Origin of the sequence: Rhodococcus sp. WAY2, assembly GCF_009859915.1 — a bacterium.
Lineage (GTDB): Bacteria > Actinomycetota > Actinomycetes > Mycobacteriales > Mycobacteriaceae > Rhodococcus_F > Rhodococcus_F oxybenzonivorans.
Genome location: NZ_CP046573.1, coordinates 42,961 through 61,214, shown reverse-complemented (window position 1 = coordinate 61,214; position 18,254 = coordinate 42,961). Strand labels below are relative to the sequence as shown.

Annotated in this window: 19 protein-coding genes and 2 pseudogenes; 15 read left to right on the top strand and 6 right to left on the bottom strand. The window is 66.0% G+C overall.

Going from position 1 to position 18,254, the window contains the following annotated elements; genetic code table 11:
* Nucleotides 1–320: 320 nt before the first annotated feature.
* Nucleotides 321–716 carry an SCP2 sterol-binding domain-containing protein gene (locus tag GFS60_RS30250; RefSeq protein WP_007298130.1) on the bottom strand — a complete coding sequence of 132 codons (396 nt, stop codon included), beginning with the start codon at nucleotides 714–716 and terminating at the stop codon, nucleotides 321–323.
* A gap of 253 nt (nucleotides 717–969) precedes the next feature.
* Here GFS60_RS30250 and GFS60_RS30245 point away from each other — a divergent pair, with 253 nt between their 5' ends.
* From GFS60_RS30245 to GFS60_RS30180, 13 genes and pseudogenes are all read left to right on the top strand, one after another.
* On the top strand, nucleotides 970–2,376 hold the full coding sequence (locus GFS60_RS30245; RefSeq protein WP_159927768.1) for a Rieske 2Fe-2S domain-containing protein: 1,407 nt from the start codon (nucleotides 970–972) through the stop codon (nucleotides 2,374–2,376).
* A gap of 3 nt (nucleotides 2,377–2,379) precedes the next feature.
* Complete coding sequence (locus GFS60_RS30240) at nucleotides 2,380–2,898, top strand: aromatic-ring-hydroxylating dioxygenase subunit beta (RefSeq protein WP_159927766.1); 519 nt, start codon at nucleotides 2,380–2,382, stop codon at nucleotides 2,896–2,898.
* Between the two features lie 13 nt (nucleotides 2,899–2,911).
* Entirely contained in the window at nucleotides 2,912–3,184 is a 273-nt protein-coding gene (locus GFS60_RS30235; protein ID WP_005253629.1) for a hypothetical protein, read from the top strand.
* Between the two features lie 5 nt (nucleotides 3,185–3,189).
* Nucleotides 3,190–4,005 carry a 3-(cis-5,6-dihydroxycyclohexa-1,3-dien-1-yl)propanoate dehydrogenase gene (gene hcaB / locus GFS60_RS30230; protein ID WP_159927764.1) on the top strand — a complete coding sequence of 272 codons (816 nt, stop codon included), beginning with the start codon at nucleotides 3,190–3,192 and terminating at the stop codon, nucleotides 4,003–4,005.
* A gap of 221 nt (nucleotides 4,006–4,226) precedes the next feature.
* Nucleotides 4,227–5,213 carry a dihydrodipicolinate synthase family protein gene (locus GFS60_RS30225; protein ID WP_159927762.1) on the top strand — a complete coding sequence of 329 codons (987 nt, stop codon included), beginning with the start codon at nucleotides 4,227–4,229 and terminating at the stop codon, nucleotides 5,211–5,213.
* 562 nt (nucleotides 5,214–5,775) lie between these two features.
* Nucleotides 5,776–6,189, top strand: coding sequence for an SCP2 sterol-binding domain-containing protein (locus GFS60_RS30215; RefSeq protein ID WP_159927758.1), 414 nt, complete (start codon nucleotides 5,776–5,778; stop codon nucleotides 6,187–6,189).
* A gap of 105 nt (nucleotides 6,190–6,294) precedes the next feature.
* Nucleotides 6,295–6,750, top strand: coding sequence for a hypothetical protein (locus GFS60_RS30210; protein WP_159927756.1), 456 nt, complete (start codon nucleotides 6,295–6,297; stop codon nucleotides 6,748–6,750).
* Entirely contained in the window at nucleotides 6,747–7,400 is a 654-nt protein-coding gene (locus GFS60_RS30205; protein WP_159927754.1) for a hypothetical protein, read from the top strand. The genes GFS60_RS30210 and GFS60_RS30205 overlap by 4 nt, the downstream gene beginning before the upstream one ends.
* A 10-nt stretch (nucleotides 7,401–7,410) precedes the next feature.
* A complete protein-coding gene (locus tag GFS60_RS30200; RefSeq protein WP_159927752.1) occupies nucleotides 7,411–7,944 on the top strand; it encodes a hypothetical protein in 534 nt (177 codons plus the stop codon).
* Nucleotides 7,945–7,992: 48 nt separating this feature from the next.
* Nucleotides 7,993–8,697: a hypothetical protein gene (locus GFS60_RS30195; protein ID WP_159927750.1), complete on the top strand. Its 705-nt coding sequence runs from the start codon at nucleotides 7,993–7,995 to the stop codon at nucleotides 8,695–8,697.
* The gene (locus tag GFS60_RS30190; protein ID WP_159927748.1) at nucleotides 8,697–9,344 is read left to right on the top strand and encodes a hypothetical protein; all 648 of its coding nucleotides are present in this window, start codon (nucleotides 8,697–8,699) and stop codon (nucleotides 9,342–9,344) included. Before GFS60_RS30195 ends, GFS60_RS30190 begins: the two co-directional genes overlap by 1 nt.
* A gap of 52 nt (nucleotides 9,345–9,396) precedes the next feature.
* Nucleotides 9,397–9,921, top strand: coding sequence for a hypothetical protein (locus tag GFS60_RS30185; protein WP_159927746.1), 525 nt, complete (start codon nucleotides 9,397–9,399; stop codon nucleotides 9,919–9,921).
* A gap of 376 nt (nucleotides 9,922–10,297) precedes the next feature.
* A pseudogene (locus tag GFS60_RS30180) lies at nucleotides 10,298–10,954 on the top strand (integrase); the annotation flags it as partial.
* A gap of 91 nt (nucleotides 10,955–11,045) precedes the next feature.
* Here the strand turns inward: GFS60_RS30180 and GFS60_RS30175 are convergent.
* Entirely contained in the window at nucleotides 11,046–11,777 is a 732-nt protein-coding gene (locus tag GFS60_RS30175; RefSeq protein ID WP_201453675.1) for a GntR family transcriptional regulator, read from the bottom strand.
* 34 nt (nucleotides 11,778–11,811) lie between these two features.
* Between GFS60_RS30175 and GFS60_RS40425 the strand changes: the two are divergent.
* Together GFS60_RS40425 and GFS60_RS40420 are read left to right on the top strand one after the other, a co-directional pair.
* Nucleotides 11,812–13,268 (top strand): annotated as a pseudogene (locus GFS60_RS40425) (FAD-binding oxidoreductase); the annotation flags it as partial.
* Complete coding sequence (locus tag GFS60_RS40420; protein ID WP_442972220.1) at nucleotides 13,248–14,678, top strand: (Fe-S)-binding protein; 1,431 nt, start codon at nucleotides 13,248–13,250, stop codon at nucleotides 14,676–14,678. The pseudogene GFS60_RS40425 and the gene GFS60_RS40420, both read left to right, overlap by 21 nt.
* Before the next feature lie 86 nt (nucleotides 14,679–14,764).
* On the opposite strand, the gene GFS60_RS30165 is transcribed toward GFS60_RS40420, so the two are convergent.
* The 4 genes from GFS60_RS30165 to GFS60_RS30150 all read right to left on the bottom strand — a co-directional run bounded on the left by GFS60_RS30165 (nucleotide 14,765) and on the right by GFS60_RS30150 (nucleotide 18,217).
* Nucleotides 14,765–15,154 carry a hypothetical protein gene (locus tag GFS60_RS30165; RefSeq protein ID WP_231869155.1) on the bottom strand — a complete coding sequence of 130 codons (390 nt, stop codon included), beginning with the start codon at nucleotides 15,152–15,154 and terminating at the stop codon, nucleotides 14,765–14,767.
* A 239-nt stretch (nucleotides 15,155–15,393) separates the two neighbouring features.
* Nucleotides 15,394–16,413 carry a 4-hydroxy-2-oxovalerate aldolase gene (dmpG, locus tag GFS60_RS30160; protein ID WP_159927742.1) on the bottom strand — a complete coding sequence of 340 codons (1,020 nt, stop codon included), beginning with the start codon at nucleotides 16,411–16,413 and terminating at the stop codon, nucleotides 15,394–15,396.
* Entirely contained in the window at nucleotides 16,410–17,393 is a 984-nt protein-coding gene (locus GFS60_RS30155; protein WP_159927740.1) for an acetaldehyde dehydrogenase (acetylating), read from the bottom strand. The genes dmpG and GFS60_RS30155 overlap by 4 nt, the downstream gene beginning before the upstream one ends.
* A gap of 5 nt (nucleotides 17,394–17,398) precedes the next feature.
* Nucleotides 17,399–18,217 (bottom strand): 2-keto-4-pentenoate hydratase, encoded by an 819-nt coding sequence (locus GFS60_RS30150; protein ID WP_159927738.1) that lies wholly within the window; start codon nucleotides 18,215–18,217, stop codon nucleotides 17,399–17,401.
* Between the last annotated feature and the right edge of the window lie 37 nt (nucleotides 18,218–18,254).

Genomic DNA, 18,254 nt, shown 5'->3' with positions numbered 1-18,254 from the left:
GATGTGGACAGCCGACGAGCACGGGCACGCGCTACGCCAACGAGAGGTCCGCACAGCCCGCCCGTCGCTTCAGGTTGGAATGATCAAGGGCCGCAGCGGGTCCCAACCTCGCTGCGGCAGGGCGAGGAAACGCGCCCTCGGCATCATCGGTGGAGTGCCGTCCGTACACGACCCGCGCATGTCCAATGCTGATGATGTGACCAAGCCCAGGGCGGCGTCCCGGTCGCGCGTCGACCGGGACGGTCCTCATCTGTTGTTTCGCGGCGGCGTCGGATGCTCGATGCAGGGCGGACACCACCCTCGTGCGCGAGGCTTTCCGGTTACACCGACCAGTCGGTGCCGTCGATCTGGCCCATCATCTTCATCGCTGCTTCCAGGGATGGAAGGTTCGCCATAGCGACCGCCATGGGGCCGCGGAACTTGACCTCGCGGGTGACCATCGCCTTGGCTGCCGGGAGTTCGCCCAGGCCGAGGCGCTGCCAGGTGTCCGTATTGGCTGTCAGCACGAACTCGGGCTTGACGCCGTCAGCCGGTGCGCCCGCCCGGACGACCTCGCCGAGGACCACCTGGATCTGACCTGCGCGGCTCTCGTCCTCGGCGAGTCGGTACTCGATGACCATACTCAGTTTCTTGAGTCCCTGGCGTGTCGCCTCGGTGTTGTTCCACAGCTCGCCGTATGTCTGCATCCACTCGGGTGAAAGGACGGGTGTTGTCATATTGCGCTCTCCTTGTTGGTGGCCCACGACACACAATCCGGTCGTCGGTGACCTGCGACACAATTTTATGTTGACCGATGTGAACAAAGATACTAACATGTTAGAACGTCAGTCAAGTAGCTGGCTTTGCGCGGGATCGAATTCGCTTCGTAGGACCACACTTTCAGGGTTCGATGGCCCGCACTCCAGGGTTCGTATAGGCCCGCACTTCCAGAAGGAGAAAGAGAATGTCTGACTCGAGAAAGCCGAAAGCATGCTGAGCAACGAACTCCGGCAGACCCTCCAGAAGGGTTTGCACGACGTGAAGTCCGACTGGACCGTCCCCGCCTCGATCATCAACGATCCCGAGGTGCACGACGTCGAGCGCGAGCGGGTCTTCGGTCACGCGTGGGTCTTTCTCGCGCATGAGAGTGAGATCCCCGAGCGCGGTGATTACGTCGTGCGGTACATCTCCGAGGATCAGTTCATCGTCTGCCGCGACGAGGACGGCGAAATCCGCGGGCACCTCAACGCTTGCCGCCACCGCGGTATGCAGGTGTGCCGCGCGGAGATGGGGAACGCCTCACACTTCCGGTGCCCCTACCACGGCTGGACCTACAGCAACACGGGAAGTCTGGTCGGCGTGCCGGCCGGCAAGGACGCGTACGGCAACCAGCTGAAGAAGTCCGACTGGAACCTGCGGCCGATGCCGAACCTGGCCACCTACAAGGGCCTGATCTTCGGCTCGCTGGACCCGAACGCCGATTCGCTGGAGGACTACCTCGGCGATATGAAGTTCTACCTCGATATTGTTCTGGACCGCAGTGACGCCGGGTTGCAGGTCGTCGGCGCCCCGCAGCGGTGGGTGGTCGACGCGAACTGGAAGCTCGGCGCAGACAACTTCGTCGGCGACGCCTACCACACCATGATGACCCACCGCTCGATGGTCGAGCTGGGGCTCGCCCCGCCCGACCCGCAGTTCGCACTCTACGGAGAGCACGTCCACACCGAGCACGGTCACGGCCTGGGCATCATCGGTCCGCCGCCGGGTATGCCGCTGCCGGAGTTCATGGGCATGCCGGAGAACATCGTCGAGGAGTTGGGGCGTCGGCTCACGCCGGAGCAGGTCGAGATCTTCCGGCCCAATGCCTTCATCCATGGCACCGTGTTCCCGAATCTGTCGATCGGCAACTTCCTGATGGCCAAGGACCACCTCTCCCCACCGACGCCGTTCCTGACGCTGCGCCTCTGGCACCCGCTCGGACCGGACAAGATGGAGGTGATGTCGTTCTTCCTCGTCGAAAAGGATGCGCCCGACTGGTTCAAGGACGAGAGCTACAAGGCCTACCTGCGCACCTTCGGGATCTCCGGCGCCTTCGAACAGGACGACGCCGAGAACTGGCGCAGTATCACCCGTGTTCTGGGTGGTCAGTTCGCCAAGACAGGGGAGCTCAACTACCAGATGGGGCGCGGCGTTCTCGAGCCCGACCCGAACTGGCCCGGACCCGGGGAGGCCTACCCGCTGGACTACGCCGAGGCCAACCAGCGCAACTTCCTCGAATACTGGATGCAGCTCATGCTCGCGGACACACCGCTGCACGCCGGCAACAGCAACGGCAACGGCAAGGTGGAGACATCGGCGGCGGCCGGCCCCAAGACCCCAGCGAAAGCGGAGGCGTAGGCCATGAGTACGCAGACACAGATCTCGGACACCACCGTCCGTGAGATCACCGAATGGCTCTACATGGAGGCCGGGCTGCTCGACGCCGGTAGGTACCGGGAATGGCTGGACCTCGTCGCCGAGGACCTGAGCTACATTGTGCCCCTGCGGGTCACCCGGGAGCGTGAGGCCGTGACCGACGTCGTCGAGGGAATGACCCACATGGACGACGACGCGGACTCGATGGAGATGCGCGTGCTGCGCCTCGAGACCGAGTACGCGTGGGCGGAGGACCCGCCGTCGCGCTCACGGCACTTCGTCACCAACGTTCAAGTCGCGCCGGGCGATAGCGAGGACGAGTTCGAGGTTACCTCGAACCTGCTGCTCTACCGCACCCGCGGTGACGTTGCTACCTACGACGTCCTCTCGGGCGAGCGTAAGGACGTGCTCCGGCGCGCGGACGACGGCTTCCGTCTCGCCAAACGTGTTGTGCTCCTTGATCAGACCACGATAATGACACACAACCTCGCCCTGATCATGTGACGGAGGAGCCTACATGAGCATCATCCACAACGACCGCGGAGAGCCGATAATCCAGATCGCCAACGAGTTCACGGTGATCCAGGTCGGCTACACCCGCACCGGCAGTGGTGAGCGTCTCGTCATCACCTCGCCGCGCCTCGGATTCCAGACCCATCTGGATCCGCTGCAACTCGAGAGCCTCACCTGGCAGACGCCGGACATGTACTCGGCGCTGCTCGACACGCCCTACGGACCGGGCTCGGAACTCAAAGCGAGCCCCCTGTCGGCTCTATTCAGAAAGGACTGATTCCCTTGGGATTCCTGGACGGCAAGGTGGCGCTCGTCACCGGCGGCGGATCGGGTATCGGCCGTGCTGTGGTCGAGCTCTACGTGCAACAGGGCGCAAAAGTGGGGATCCTCGAGATCTCCCCGGAGAAGGTGAAGGACCTGCGCAACGCACTGCCCGCCGACTCCGTCGTGGTGACGGAAGGCGACGCCACGTCGATGGCCGACAACGAACGCGCCGTCGCCGACGTCGTGGACGCGTTCGGGCCGCTCACCACGCTCGTCTGCGTGGTCGGCGTTTTCGACTACTTCACCGAGATTCCGCAACTGCCCAAGGACAAGATCAGCGAGGCGTTCGATCAACTCTTCGGCGTCAACGTCAAGAGCAACCTGCTCAGCGTGAAGGCGGCGCTCGACGAGCTGATCGAGAACGAGGGTGACATCATCCTCACCCTCTCCAACGCTGCGTTCTACCCCGGTGGCGGTGGCCCGCTGTATGTGTCGTCGAAGTTCGCCGTACGCGGCCTCGTGACCGAGCTCGCGTACGAGCTGGCGCCGAAGGTGCGCGTCAACGGCGTGGCACCAGGTGGCACCATCACCGAGCTGCGCGGCATCCCTGCTCTGGCCAACGAGGGCCAACGTCTCAAGGACGTGCCGGACATCGAGGGTTTGATCGAGGGCATCAATCCGCTGGGAATCGTCGCCCAGCCTGAGGATCACTCATGGGCATACGCGCTTCTCGCCTCCCGGGAGCGGACCTCGGCGATGACCGGCACCATCATCAACAGCGACGGCGGTCTCGGGGTCCGCGGTATGACGCGGATGGCCGGTCTCACGCAGTGAGGGTCGGCGCGTGGGTGGGTCACTCCTCCCACGCGCCGTGACGGGTTCGGACGTCCACCAGCCCGGCGACGGTCCCCGCCGTCGGGCTGGTGTCCGCTGCGATCATTCCTGCCCAGCCCGGCCGTTCCTGAGCTTCAACGGCCACCGTGGAGGGGGCGCGTCCCGAACCGTTAGGACGTCAACGACGACATTGGAAACGACACCTTCACATCGGAGATGGCATGGCACAAAAGTTCGGAGTCAATGACCTGCGCGGCGTCGTCGCGGTCACGCCGACCCCGGCGCTCCCCGACGCGGGGGAGCTCGCCGGGCGCGACACGGTCGACCTCGAGGAGACGGACCGGATGATCCGGCGGCTGATCGCCGACGGCGTCGACGGCATCATCACCAACGGCACGCTCGGCGAAATGGCAACCCTGACCCTCACCGAGTGGCAGGCATTCACACGGCGCGTGTCCGAAGTCGTGTCCGAGGTCGCCCCCGACCTGCCGCTGTTCATCGGGGCGACCACACTGAACACCCGTGACACCGTCGACCGGATCCGCTTCCTGGAAGACCTCGGGATCCACGGGGTGTTCCTCGGTCGTCCGATGTGGGGCGCACTCGGCGCCGACACGATGGCCGCCTTCTACCGCGATATCGCCGACACGTTCCCCGACATGGCAATCGTGCTCTACGACAACCCTGAAGCATTCAAAGGCCCTATCCCATCATCGGTCTACGCCGAGCTCGCCACGCTGCCCCAGGTCATCGGCGCGAAATACATTGCGCTCACCCCGAAGTTCGCGGTGGACATCGCCGCGGTCGACGGCAAGATGCGGCTGCTGCCGCTCGAAAGCGACTGGCTGGCGACCCGCACCCTCTACCCGGACGAGGCGCTTGGCTGCTGGAGCAGCAGCGCGCTGTGCGGCCCGGAGCCCGTGCTCGCCCTCCGGGACGCACTCGCATCCGGAAACCTCGATGCGGCGCGACATCTGACCCATCGCATCGACTGGACCTACGAGCCGTTCCTCGCCCGTACCAACTTCCCCGAGTTCTCCAAGTACAACGTCACCCTGGAGAAGCTCCGCTTCGACGAGGCTGGCTACATCAACGCCGGGCCCGCCCGTCCCCCATTTCTGACAGCACCCGAGGCCTATGCCGAGGGCGCGCGCGAAAACGGACGTCGGTGGCGTCATCTCGTCGACGAAATCACCACCACGAACTAGCGGCCCGTGCTAGAAGTTCTTTGACGGTACGCCTGGTCCAGTTTCCCCCAGCAGATACCGCGTTCGCGACGTAACCGATGCCTCGACTCGGGACCTCGCCGAAAGCCTGGAAGGTTCGATAGATGCCCGTACTCATTCTTCATGCTGCGATCGCATGCGCCAGACTGCTGACGCCCCGCCGTCCCACGGAGACGATCCGACGCATGCTCACGAATATCGCGATCGCGCTGGCCACTACGAGATGGGTGGCCATGGCTGCGAGCGAACAGCAGGAGGGCCCTGTGTCCATCTCGATTGAGAGATAGACCCTCCGAGCTCGAACAGGGCGACCCAGTAAGCCGACTACTGCCTGGATCGCGACAATTGGTCGGCGATGCCCGAGCTGGACGGAGAAGCTCGAGGCCGTGATGCCTTCGCTGGTATGAACGGTTTCAGGGTGATTGAACGGTGGGTCCAGGGAGGCGCCGTGTCCCCTTCGGCGGCACGGCAGGTCCGCACAATCCGCGCAGCACGGCCAGCGTAATTGCCGCGCTGGCCATCCAAGGACAAGGAGATTGGATCGATGACCGACAAGCTGAAGCTCTTCTCACAGGAGTGGTGTGACGCAGCACTCGACGCGGTCAATGCCAACGATGCGGTGTACGAGGGTTTCAAGGATCCTGACACGTTCACCAACAAGTTGGAATTCGGCGTCATCGGCCGGGACGATGTCGCCTGCCATCTCGAATTCAAAGAGGGCAAGGTCGTCTCGTTTACGCCGCGGACGTTCGACGAGAGCGAGCTGTGGCTGATCATCAACGGCAACATCGAGACCTGGCAGGCCGCCGCCGCGGGAAAGGAAGACGGCGGAAAGCTGCTGATGAAGGGGCAGATCAAGTTCGCCAAGGGCCCGATGTCCGCGGCGATCGAGAACGCGGGAGCACTCAACAACTTCCTGCTTACCTGGGGTCAGGTCCCCACCGACTGGGACGTCTGATCCCACGAAACTCTCGCACGGGGCACGCGCCCGACCCCTCATCCGGGTGAGTCGTCCGTGCAGGACCGCACGAAACGCCGTCACCCTGTCTGAAAGGCCCACCCCATGACCACTGTTGAATCCGGCACGTACCCCGTCAGTTTGTTCGATGGTGAGGACGCGAATGGCGTCGCCAACATCGTCGGGATGTTGCTCGGGCAGAACCTCGAGAACTTTCCGTCGCGAATCAAGTTCGCACGCAAAATCGCTCGACCGGTCTCCATTATCAGCACGGACACCGACACCGCCTGCACAATCGTGTTCGGCACCGACGAGGCGGTCGTCTACAACGACGTCGTCGGGAAACCAGCGGTGACCGTCATCGCCACCGTCGATCAGATCCTGGATGTGTCACAGTTGCCGATGAAGGCCGGCGGGCTCATCCCGGTGGGCTTCTTCACCGGCCGGGGCATGACGGTGCTCGGGGAAATCTTGAAGCACAAGCTCGTCGTCAAAGGTCTGCTCACCCACACCGTGACCGCGCTGCGCACCATTGCGTTGGTCTCGGTGATCGAACCATGACCTCCCTCTCGGGCCGCAGCCGCCCGGCCAGCCACGCCTACGATGACCAGGCGATGCAGGATGAATTGCCCTATGCAGACGACGACGTCGTGCAGGGCGGGGAACCGCCTCGGGCGTCGAAGGCCACGAACATCGTCAGAGGTTTGCTCCTGCTCGCCCTGATCCCGGTCTCGGTGTTCTACCTGGGCCCGCGGATCTACAACCTGACCGCCACCCCCTACCGACTGGACCAGGCCGTGGTATCCGCCGGGAACTACAACCCCGCACTGGACAAGATCGTCGAGCACGAAAAGGTGACCTTGTCCGCGTTCGCGTCGCTGGAGAAGATGAAGACCGCGCTCGCAAGTGTTCTCGTCACCGATGCGACCGTCACCACCGAACTCCATACCTTGACCGGTCAGATCAGCGGCGATGTGCAGGCAACCCTCGATCAGGCCGGCGCGAACGTGACCGATCTCATTGCCTCCCTCGACACTCTGACCACGCACATCAACTCGTTGCAGCCTCCCGTCGACGGCGCCACCGCGGCCCTCGCGGCCGACAGCGCCACGTTGGGGGCCATCCTCGACGACGCCCGTTCGACGGCGGCGAAGGTGCACAACGCCCGGGTCTCCGCGGAGGAGTCCGCGAACGACCTGTCAGGAAAATAGGAGAAGTTCTGTGATTTTCTTCGGACGCCGCGGCGGTCCCGCCCGGATGGTTCTGGCGATCGTGGCGGTCGGTGTACTCGGTCTGCTCACGTTCGTGGTGTTCAACCTCAACACCCGCCTCGACAATCAGCAGCGCGCCAACGTGACGAGCATCGCCGCTTCTCAGGCCATCGTCGACGTCAACGACAAAGTGACCGGCCAACTCCGGCAACTGACCGAGCTCACCCACACGGCACAGACCGCGCTCGATGCCACCTCCGCGCTCGGTCCACTGCTGATCAAGTTGGATGAGGCGATCGCCCCGGCGGCGGCGATGCTGGCCAGCAGCACCGCGGGCGCCCAGATGACTAACGACCAGCTCACCAACATCCAGTCCATCCTCGGTGAGGTCCAGAACACCGTGCTCCCGTTGGTGTCCTCTGCGGAAGCGTTCGGGGAGCAAGGCAACCAGCTGCTGGCGATCGTGCAGGGGCTGGTGAGCGACCTGAGGGTCTCGGTCGAGGCGGCGAAGACGATCAACCAGATGCTTCCGCTTCCCGGCTGAGCACTCTTTCACCGTCGACGATCCGACACTACTTCCACTGGACGTGATATGCAGCAGCGCAACGATTTACCTCCTGACGCCTTCCCACCCCGAGGCCTGACCAGATACAAGCGATTCGATGTGCCCGCGGCGGCGCTGCCCTACCGAAAAGGCACCAAGCCGCATCGGCCGGATGTGCTGGTGCCTGCGATCCCCGACGCGACCGGGTTCTCGGTGGCAACCGAGTGGCTGGGCCGCCTCGCCGCGGTCATCGCCGTCGTCCTGTTCGCACTGGTGGTGGCCTCCATCCACAAGGGTCTGCAGGTGCAACACAGCGCTCGCACCGTCGTGGACAACTTCCGCCTCACCAACGACTTCTTCGCCCAACGCGCGGACCTTACCGCGCCCGCCACCGCCCGCAAACAACTCGACGAACTGACAGGAGTCTTGACCCAACTCAACATTGCGACCGCGACCGACGTCGACCACCTCGACGCCCTCCTGCCGAACGCGCGCACGTTGCTCGCCGCCGGCCAAGGTGACACACAGATCGCCGGCCAGCTCGAAGGGGTCGCCACCACATTGCAGGGCGCGGCGGCATCCCTGCATCAGATATCGGCACGCGCGAACATGACCGTGACCGGCGTCGACAACGAACTCACCCAGGCCATCGACCTGGTGAACCAGCTCAACGGGGAACTCACCCGCACGACGAACAAGCTCGCGCTCGTTCCCGCCACCGACGCCTTCATTCCTGCCCCCGGAGGGAACTGATGATCACCAAAAAGTTGTGGACCGCGATCGTACTCGTGCTGGGTGCGGGGTCGGCGGTGGTTCTGTGCGCCCTCAACGGGTTCTTTCCCGCGCTGCGTGATGTGAGCGATCCGCTGGGGCGGCCGTCGAAACTCAGTCTCGAGCTGATCGATTCCGCAGGCCAATTCGACACCCTGACCGCGATTCTCGTCCCCAAGCACGCGCGTCTGGCCTCCGACATCCAGACCTTGACGCCGCTCGCGAACGATCTCGAAGGACTCACCGACAAGGCCAGCGAACTCTCCGGTCAAGCCAAGACACTGAACGCCTCCACCAGTACCGTCAGCGAGATCGCGGCGCCGCTGCCCGACCTGATCGTGACGGTGACCGGTCGTTCCGACACCGCGAGCCCGACGGTGGCCGGACTGTCCACTGCGGTCGGATCGGTGACCACCCAGCTGGAGGCGATCAGCCACGGATTGACCACCGTCCAGGGATCCCTCGGTGCGCTCGGCCCGAAGGCCTCCGCCATCTCTGCGACCCTCGCAATCGTTCGGGAAGAGGCCGCACACGTGCAGGAATTCGGCCCCCTCCTCGCGGTAATCGGCCCCCCGGTCAATGACCTGAACCTCCCCGCCCTCGGTGTCGCACCCGCACCGCCCTCATGACCGCCCGCACCGGCTTGTGGTCGACCACTGAGCGAGTGAAAGGCAGAACTTGATGTTTCGGCTCTCCTGGGCGATCGCCCTGTCCTTTACCATTGCGGTTCTCGCTGGCATCCTGATCGTGACGCGCGATCTGAGTATCTCGAACGACATCTTCAAAGAGGGAGTGGCACAAGCGAAGATCGTCGACAGTACAACCGACCAGGCACTGGACGGTGCGCAGCAGTTGCCCCCCGCTGATCAGGCCCTCCACGAGGGTCTACCCCAGGTGGTGGGGGTACTCGACTCCCTCGCCAGAGCCGACCGGACTCTGGGTTCGCTCGGTGATCACTTGCAGTCTCTGGGGGACGCCTTGAAGTCCGCGGACGCCCCGCTCGGCGGGATCATCGATGCCGGCCAGTCCGCGACCGATCAGGCGAACGCGGCGGCCGCCCCGGCCGCGGAGATCGTGAACACCCTGTCCGCGGCCGATACGAAGGTTCAAGCCTTGGGCCCGTTGCTCGACCGATCACTCGCCCTCAGCCAGACGATCGACTCGAAACTGCGCATCGCGCTCACCCTGCCGAAAGTAGGAAACTGAGGTCCGACGATCCGATACGCAGTCCGAGCGGTCGCGCTCCCCGGCTTCTACGGTAGGCATCCACGGTGAAGCGAGCGTGCGCCCCTCTCCCGTGCTCGTCGCGCGGGAGCGCATCCTCGAATCAATACGCTCACAACCTATGTCTGCCTGGGCCGAACAAGAACTCTCAGCGTCGACCTTCTACGACTTCACAGAACTCGATCGTGCTCGCGACTGTGTGCCGGGAGTGTCGGCGAGATGAGCAACCTGCGATTCCATTCGCGTAGTTGGTCGATTGTGTCTTTGCCTTGCTAAAGCTAAAGAGTCGGCCGCACTCAATTGGACATAGCGGTTTCCCGCCGGACCGCCTGGGGAGCTGAAGGACTGGGCGGAAGACACTGGCTGGGCGGCCGAGGTGTACGAGCGGCGTGAGAGTGCCCTGATTTTGATGGGGTTCACCGGCGCCTTCTGGCGCAGCGAACTCGTCGCCCTGAACTGCGGCGACGTCAGCGTGCACCGGCTAGACGGTATCCACATCCGCCTGCGCCAATCGAAGACCGACCAGGAGGGCGCCGGATCGGTCAAGGCGCTGCCGTTCACCACCTCGCCCCAGTGGCACACCGTGCCCACACTTCCGGTGGGCGCAGGTCGTGGCCGCCTTCGACACCGCCAACCGTCCCGGGGTGATCCGGATGCTGCGCCGCACCGCCGTTCGACAACCAAGTCTGCCGCGGCGCGCTGCCGCGGATGAGGGCCCGGTCGCCGTTGTTCCGGTCGATCCGCAAGAACGGCAACCTCGGGGGCACCGCCCTGTCCGGGCGTCGGTGCATGCGGCAATCCGCCGCCGCGCCGCCCTGGCCGGGTACGACGAGAACATCGTCGCCCAACTCGGTGGGCACTCGCTGCGGGCCGGGTTCGTCACCCAGGCCTTCCGCAACGGCGCCGACGCGCACGCGATCATGCGCCAGACCGGGCACATCCGGCGACCGTGGAGATTTACGCGCGGGAGAACGCCCCGCTGATCGGCAACGCCGTCACTGAGATCGGACTCTGACGCCGATGAGCACGGACTGTTACCCGCAAGCACCGGCGGGTAACAGCCTGGTGGTCGCGGGACGGTACGCCCCGTCTGGGGACGGCTACCGTCAGGAATTGACGGTAGCCCAGATCTCTTCCGTGGACAGGCTCGGGTCGTCAACGCTGCGGATAGATTGTGTTACCAGCAGTCTTCCTGTGTTCTCCAGATGTGCCCGCATGGCCGCCTCTGCCTCGACTGGATTGCCGGCGATGAGCGCGTCGATGATGGGCGCGTGCTCGTTGTCGATGTCGGTGAGTGTTCTGGTCCTGTCGGCGGTATTGGCCCCGAGTAGCCGGGTGGTCTCGCGAAGGGTCTTGACGATCGCGCGTGCGCGGGCGTTGTCGGCGGCGTCGAGGATCAGGTCGTGAAGCCCGAGATCGTGATGGGCGAACTCGTGTTCGTCGCCGCCGGCGGCGGCGTCCTGCATCAGGCGTCGCTGCTTCTGCAGCGCGTCGGAGAGGGTTGGGTCGGCCACGGTTGCGGCCTTGCGGACCGCGGGTAGTTCCAGGGCCAACCGGACTGCGAAGATCTCCGCGATCTCCTTCGGCTGGGGGAGGAGAATGCGGAAGCCTTGGCGTGCTTCGAACTTGATGACTCCCACTTCTTCCAGGCGCAGCAAAGCGTCCCGTACCGGGGTTCGGGAGATGCCCAGACCCTCGGCGAGTTGGTAGACCGAGTACTTCACTCCTGGTTTCATGCGGCCGTCGTCGATGGCCGCCCGCACCGCCGCGATCGCCTGCTCCATCCGTCGTCCCGCGAACGGGGTGAGCGGTTCGAGTTCGAGCGCTTCGTCTGCCACCCGCTCACTGTAACAACACGGGGCTGTTCGTAGCATGCTAGGTGCATGTAGCATGCTACGAATGATCTCCGCTGAATCACTGGCCGCTGAGCTGCGCAGTTCGGGAGTGAGCGACGTTCTCTCCGACGGCACCACCCGCGCCGCCTATTCGTCCGATGCGTCCCTGTACCGGGTGCGACCGCGGGTCGTCGCGCGGCCGCGCCACGCCGACGAGGTCGCTGCCGCCCTCGCGGTGTGCCGCCGAGAGGGCGTGCCGCTGACCTCCCGCGGTGGTGGCACCTCCGTTGCAGGTAACGCCGTCGGGACGGGACTGATTCTCGACTTCAGCCGGCACATGAACCGGGTGCTGTCGATCGACAGGGACGCACAGACCGCCACCGTCGAGCCGGGCACGATTCAGACGGTGCTGCAGCAGGCCGTCGCACCGCACGGCCTACGATTCGGGCCCGACCCATCGACGTTCACTCGCTGCACCATCGGCGGCATGATCGGAAACAATGCCTGCGGTTCGCGCACGCTCGGATACGGCCGGACCTCGGACAACGTGAAGGGCCTGCACGTTCTGACCGGGACCGGGGAGTCGTTGCAACTGGGTTCGGCCGGCGAGGTGACGGCCTCCCCGGCGCTGAGTGCACTGCAGCAGGTCACCCGCGCCGGTTTGGCGACCATTCGCACCGAGCTCGGGCAATTCGGCCGTCAGGTGTCCGGATACGCCCTGGAACACCTGCTGCCGGAAAATCGGTTCGACGTGACCCGCACGCTGGTCGGCACGGAGGGCACCCTCGCGGTGGCAACCCGCGCGACGGTCCGCTTGGTGTCCGAGCCCGCCCACCGTGTCCTGGTCGTGCTGGGGTACGCCGACATCGCGTCGGCGGGTGACGCGACCCCGCTGGTGCTGAAGTTCGATCCGACCGCTTGCGAGGGTATCGATTCCCGGATCGTCGAGGTGGTGCGCGAGCGCCGCGGTCCGGATGCGGTTCCGCCGTTGCCTGCGGGGGCGGCGTGGTTGTTCGTCGAGGTCGTCGGCGACGACCTCGACGAGACGATGGCCAGGGCCCGGCAGGTCGGACGGGACTGCGGAGCCGTGGACAGCCTCGTGGTCACCGACGAGGGTCGCACCGCCCAGCTGTGGCGGATTCGCGCCGATGGTGCCGGACTCGCCGGCCGCAGTCCTGCCGGCCTTCCCGCACACGCGGGATGGGAGGACGCGGCCGTGCCACCGGCCATGCTGGGCAACTACCTACGCGACTTCGACGCCCTGATGGACGAATCGCCGTCACCGGCCTGCCGTACGGGCACTTCGGTGACGGATGCATGCACGTGCGGATCGATTGGCCGCTCGACAAGCCCGGCGGCGACGGCATCTTCCGGGACTTCCTGGTCGCGGCGAGCACACTCGTCGCCGGCTACGGCGGATCCCTGTCTGGTGAGCACGGGGACGGCCGCGCCCGCAGCGAACTATTGCCACTGATGTACTCACCGGACGCGATGAAACTCTTTGCTGCCGTCAAGCACGTCTTCGACCCGGACAACATCCTCAACCCCGGAGTGGTGGTCGACCCCCACCCGGTCGACGCGGACCTGCGCATTCCCGCAGCCCCACTCCTGCGCCGCAACCTGGCCCTGGCCTACCACCACGACGACGGAGATTTCACCCAGGCGGTGCACCGCTGCACCGGCGTCGGAAAATGCCGGGCCGACAACACCGCCACCGGGGCAGTGATGTGTCCGTCGTATCAGGCGACCCGGGAGGAGAAGGACTCCACCCGCGGCCGGGCGCGCGTGCTGCAGGAGATGATCAACGGCACCGACATCGACGGTGGCTGGCGATCGCCCGAGGTTCACGACGTCCTCGACCTGTGTCTGTCCTGTAAGGGGTGCTCCTCGGACTGCCCGACCGGTGTCGACATGGCCGCGTTCAAATCCGAAGTGCTGCACCAGAGCTACAAGGGCCGCATCCGCCCCGCCTCGCACTACTCGCTGGGATGGCTTCCGCGCTGGGCGAAGATCGCCAGCCGCGCGCCCGGTCTGGTCAACGCCGCGATGCGCGTTCCCGGCATCGGACCGCTGGCGTTGTCGTCGGCCGGGGTGGACAAGCGCCGCACCATCCCACCGTTCGCGAAGCGGACGTTCCGGTCCTGGTTCAAGGCCACGGAGAACGACCGCGTCACAACCGGTGACCCGGTGCTGCTGTTCGTGGACTCGTTCACCAATTACTTCACCCCCGAGGTCGGGCACGCAACGGTGCAGGTGCTCGAGGCCGCCGGCTACCGGCCGCAACTGACCGACAAGCAGCAGTGCTGCGGGCTCACCTGGATCTCCACCGGCCAGCTCACTGCGGCGAAGAAGATCCTCGGCCGCACCGTGGATGCACTGTCCGGTAGTGCCGCGGCCGGAATTCCGATCGTCGGAATGGAGCCGTCCTGCACGGGTGTGTTGCGCTCGGACGCAGCAGAACTGCTCGGTCGGACGACGGCCGAACCGGTCGCCGCCGCAACCCGCACCCTCGCGGAACTGCTGACGGACCGAGGGTGGGAACCGCCGTCGCTCGAAGGCAAGTCCGTTGTCGCACAACCACACTGCCACCACCATTCGGTGATGGGGTGGAGCCCGGACGCGCAACTCCTGGAGAAGGCCGGTGCACAGGTGCAGCGGCTGGGCGGCTGCTGCGGATTGGCCGGCAACTTCGGCGTCGAGAAGGGACACTACGAGGTGTCGGTGGCAGTCGCCGAGCAGCAGCTCCTGCCCGCCGTGGCGGGGGCGGACGCGGACACCACCATCCTCGCCGACGGATACTCCTGCCGGACGCAGCTGTCGGATCTGACCGACCGCCGCGGTGACCACCTGGCGCAATTGCTCGCCGCGCAACTCGAAGGTGGGGCCGCGCGCCGGCGGGACTGACCCTCGTTGACCGCTGGACACACGGAAAGGGGCGGTGGCGGAGACCACAGTCGGTCTCACTCGCCACCGCCCCCGGCGGTCGTGGGTTACCCCGGAGAGGACTCGGTGATCGTGTGCGGAGCAGGATCGGAGATGTTGTGCGCGAGCGGATTTTCCGGATTGATGCGGCGCCGAATCTGGTAGGCCACCAACGCCAGGATCAGGGCTGCGACACTCAGCGAGATCTGCGAGCGAGAGGACTCGACGTAGAACATCGACACCAGCACCCCGACGATGCCGGCGGCCGCGAGAACGGACAGGGTCGGGAACCACCACATCTTCAACTTGAGCTGCGCGACCTCGTCACGGCTCATGCTGCTGCGCAACTTGATCTGCGACAGCGCGATCATGAGGTACACCATCAGGATGGTGGCGCCGGACGCGTTGAGCAGGAAGGCGAAGACCGTCTCGGGCGAGAGCCAGGGTGTGCGCACCACCAAACGTGCGGTGAAGAAGTTTCGACACCAACGAATCGCTCGACGACGCGACCCGGCAGGGCATCGACCACGCCAACGCCGCCGCACTGTTCACCCGCTGAATCCCTGCAGCTGCCCGTCCCCTCGACACTGTCGTCACGGTGACGGTCGCCAGCAGATCCCGCCGCCGCGTACCGGAACAGGTATCTGCATGATCGTGCCGTGACGGTAGACCTCGCCACCGTCACGGCGCCGCAGTCTCAGTTGCCGCCTGCTCGGCTACGCAGGTCGAGGGCGATGTCGACGATGAGGTCTTCCTGTCCGCCGACGAGGCCGCGGCGGCCGACCTCGAGGAGGATGGTGCGCACGTCGATGCCGTACCGCTGGGACGCGGCTTCGGCGTGCCGGAGGAACGACGAGTACACGCCGGCGTAGCCGAGGGTGAGGGTTTCCCGGTCGACGCGCACGGGCCGGTCCTGCAGCGGCCGGACGAGGTCGTCGGCGGCGTCCTGGAGGGCGAACAGGTCGCTGTTGTGCTTCCAGCCCTGCAGGTCCGCGACCGCGATGAACGGTTCGATCGGGCAGTTGCCGGCGCCGGCGCCGTGCCCGGCCAGGGAGGCGTCGACCCGGGTGACACCTTCCTCCACGGCAACAACGGAATTGGCGACCGACAGCGACAGGTTCTCGTGGGCGTGGATGCCGATCTCGGTGGCCTCGTCGAGCACGTCCCGGTAGGCGCGGACCCGGTCGCGGACGCCGTCCATGGTCAACCGGCCACCGGAGTCGGTGACGTAGACGCAGTGCGCGCCGTAGGACTCCATGAGCTTGGCCTGGGCGGCGAGTTCGGGTGCGGTGGTCATGTGGCTCATCATGAGGAAGCCGGAGACGTCCATGCCGAGTTCCCGGGCCTTGCCGATGTGCTGGGCGGCGACGTCGGCCTCGGTGCAATGGGTCGCGACCCGGACGGACCGCACGCCCAGTCGGTAGGCGTGTTCGAGTTCGGCGATGGTGCCGATGCCGGGCAGCAGCAGGGTGGTCAGCCGGGCGTGGGTGAGGTTGGCGGCGGCGGCTTCGATCCATTCCCAGTCGGTGTTGGAGCCGGGACCGTAGTTCAGCGAGCCGCCGGCGAGTCCGTCGCCGTGGGCGACCTCGATGCCGTCGACACCGGCGGCGTCGAGCGCGGCCACGATGCGGCCGACGTCGTCGGGGGTGATGCGGTGGCGGACGGCGTGCATGCCGTCGCGGAGGGTGACGTCTTGGATGAACAGCCTGGTGGTCATCGGGTGGCTCCCTGGGTTGCCGCCGGGGCGGCGATCGTGTCGGCGACGGACTCGGCGTAGCGCACTGCGGCGGAGGTCATGATGTCGAGGTTGCCGGCGTAGGCGGGCAGGTAGTGGGCGGCGCCTTCGACTTCGAGGAACACCGTCACCTGGTGGGTGGGGGCTGCCGTGTCCCCGGAGGCGAGCAGGGTGTGCACGGGTTGGCCGTCCGGGACGGGGGTGATCTGGACCTGTTGCTTGAGCCGGTAGCCGGGCACGTAGGTCGCGACGTGGTCGACCATCGTCTGGATCGAGTTCCGGATGGCGTCGTGGGTGGCCGGGTCGGGGGCGGAGATCAGGCACAGGACGGTATCGCGCATGATCAGCGGCGGGTCGGCCGGGTTGAGGATGATGATGGCCTTGCCGCGGCGGGCGCCGCCGACGGTTTCGATGGCGTGGGAGGTGGTTTCGGTGAACTCGTCGATGTTCGCGCGGGTGCCCGGTCCGGCGGACTTCGAGGCGATGGAGGCGACGATTTCGGCGTAGGCGACCGGGGTCACGCGGGAGACGGCGGCGACGATCGGGATGGTGGCCTGACCGCCGCAGGTGACCATGTTGACGTTGGTGGCGTCCCGGTGTTCGTCGAGGTTGACCGCCGGCACCACGAACGGGCCGAGGGCGGCCGGGGTGAGGTCGATCAGCCGTTTGCCGAGCGGTTCGAGCAGGGCGGCGTTGGCGGCGTGTGCCTTGGCGGAGGTGGCGTCGAAGATCACGTCGATCTCGTCGAAGTTCGGCAACTGAAGGAGGCCTTGGACGCCGCCGGCGGTGGTGGGGACGCCGAGGCGGCGGGCGCGGGCGAGGCCGTCGGAGTCGGGGTCGATGCCGACCATCGCGCCCATCTGCAGGACGTCGGAGTGGCGGATCACCTTGATCATCAGGTCGGTGCCGATGTTGCCGGATCCGATCACCGCGACGGTGACCGTACGGGTGTTTACGCTCATGGTGCTCACTCCTGGGTGAAGGTGGCGGTGACCGATCCGAGACCGGTGATGTCGGCGCGGACGGTGCCGGCGGTGTCGATGACGGCCATCGGGCCGAGGGCGCCGGACAAGATCACCTGCCCGGCCAGTAGTGGTTGGCCGAACTCGCGGGCGGTGCGCGCGAGCCAGGCCAGCGCCCGCAGCGGGTCACCGAGGCAGGCGGCGCCGGTGCCGGTCGACACCTCGGTGCCGTCGATGGACATCTGCATCTGCGCGGCGACCGGGTCGACGGAGTCGAGGGTGCGGCGGTTCTCGCCGAGGACGAACAGTCCGCTCGACCCGTTGTCGGCGACGGTGTCTCCGAAGGTGATGTCCCACCCGGCGATTCGGCTGTCGACGATCTCGAGGGCGGCCACCGCGTAGTCGACGGCGGCGCGGATCTGGGCGTCGTCGAGCGGCCCGTCCACCAGGTCGTGGTCGAGGACGAACGCGATCTCCGCCTCCACCTTCGGCTGCAGCAGACGAGACAGCGGGATGGGGGTGGTCTCCTGGCAGTACATGTCGTCGAACAGCACCCCGAAGTCCGGTTGGTCGACGCCGAGCTGCTGCTGGACCGCCGGGGAGGTCAGGCCGATCTTGCGGCCCACCACGCTCGCGCCGGCGGCGATCCGGCCGGCGACGATCCGCTCCTGGACGGCATACGCCGCGGCGACGTCGTCGGCACCGATCAGGTCGCGGACCGGCGCGCACGGCGTGGAAGTTGCGGCGGCGGTGCTCAACCGCTCGGCGGCCGCGGCGACCGCGTCGGTAGTGGAGGGCAGGCTGGTGCCCGGAGGTGTGCTCATCTGACTTCCCGATGTGATCGTGGGGAATGGACTGTGG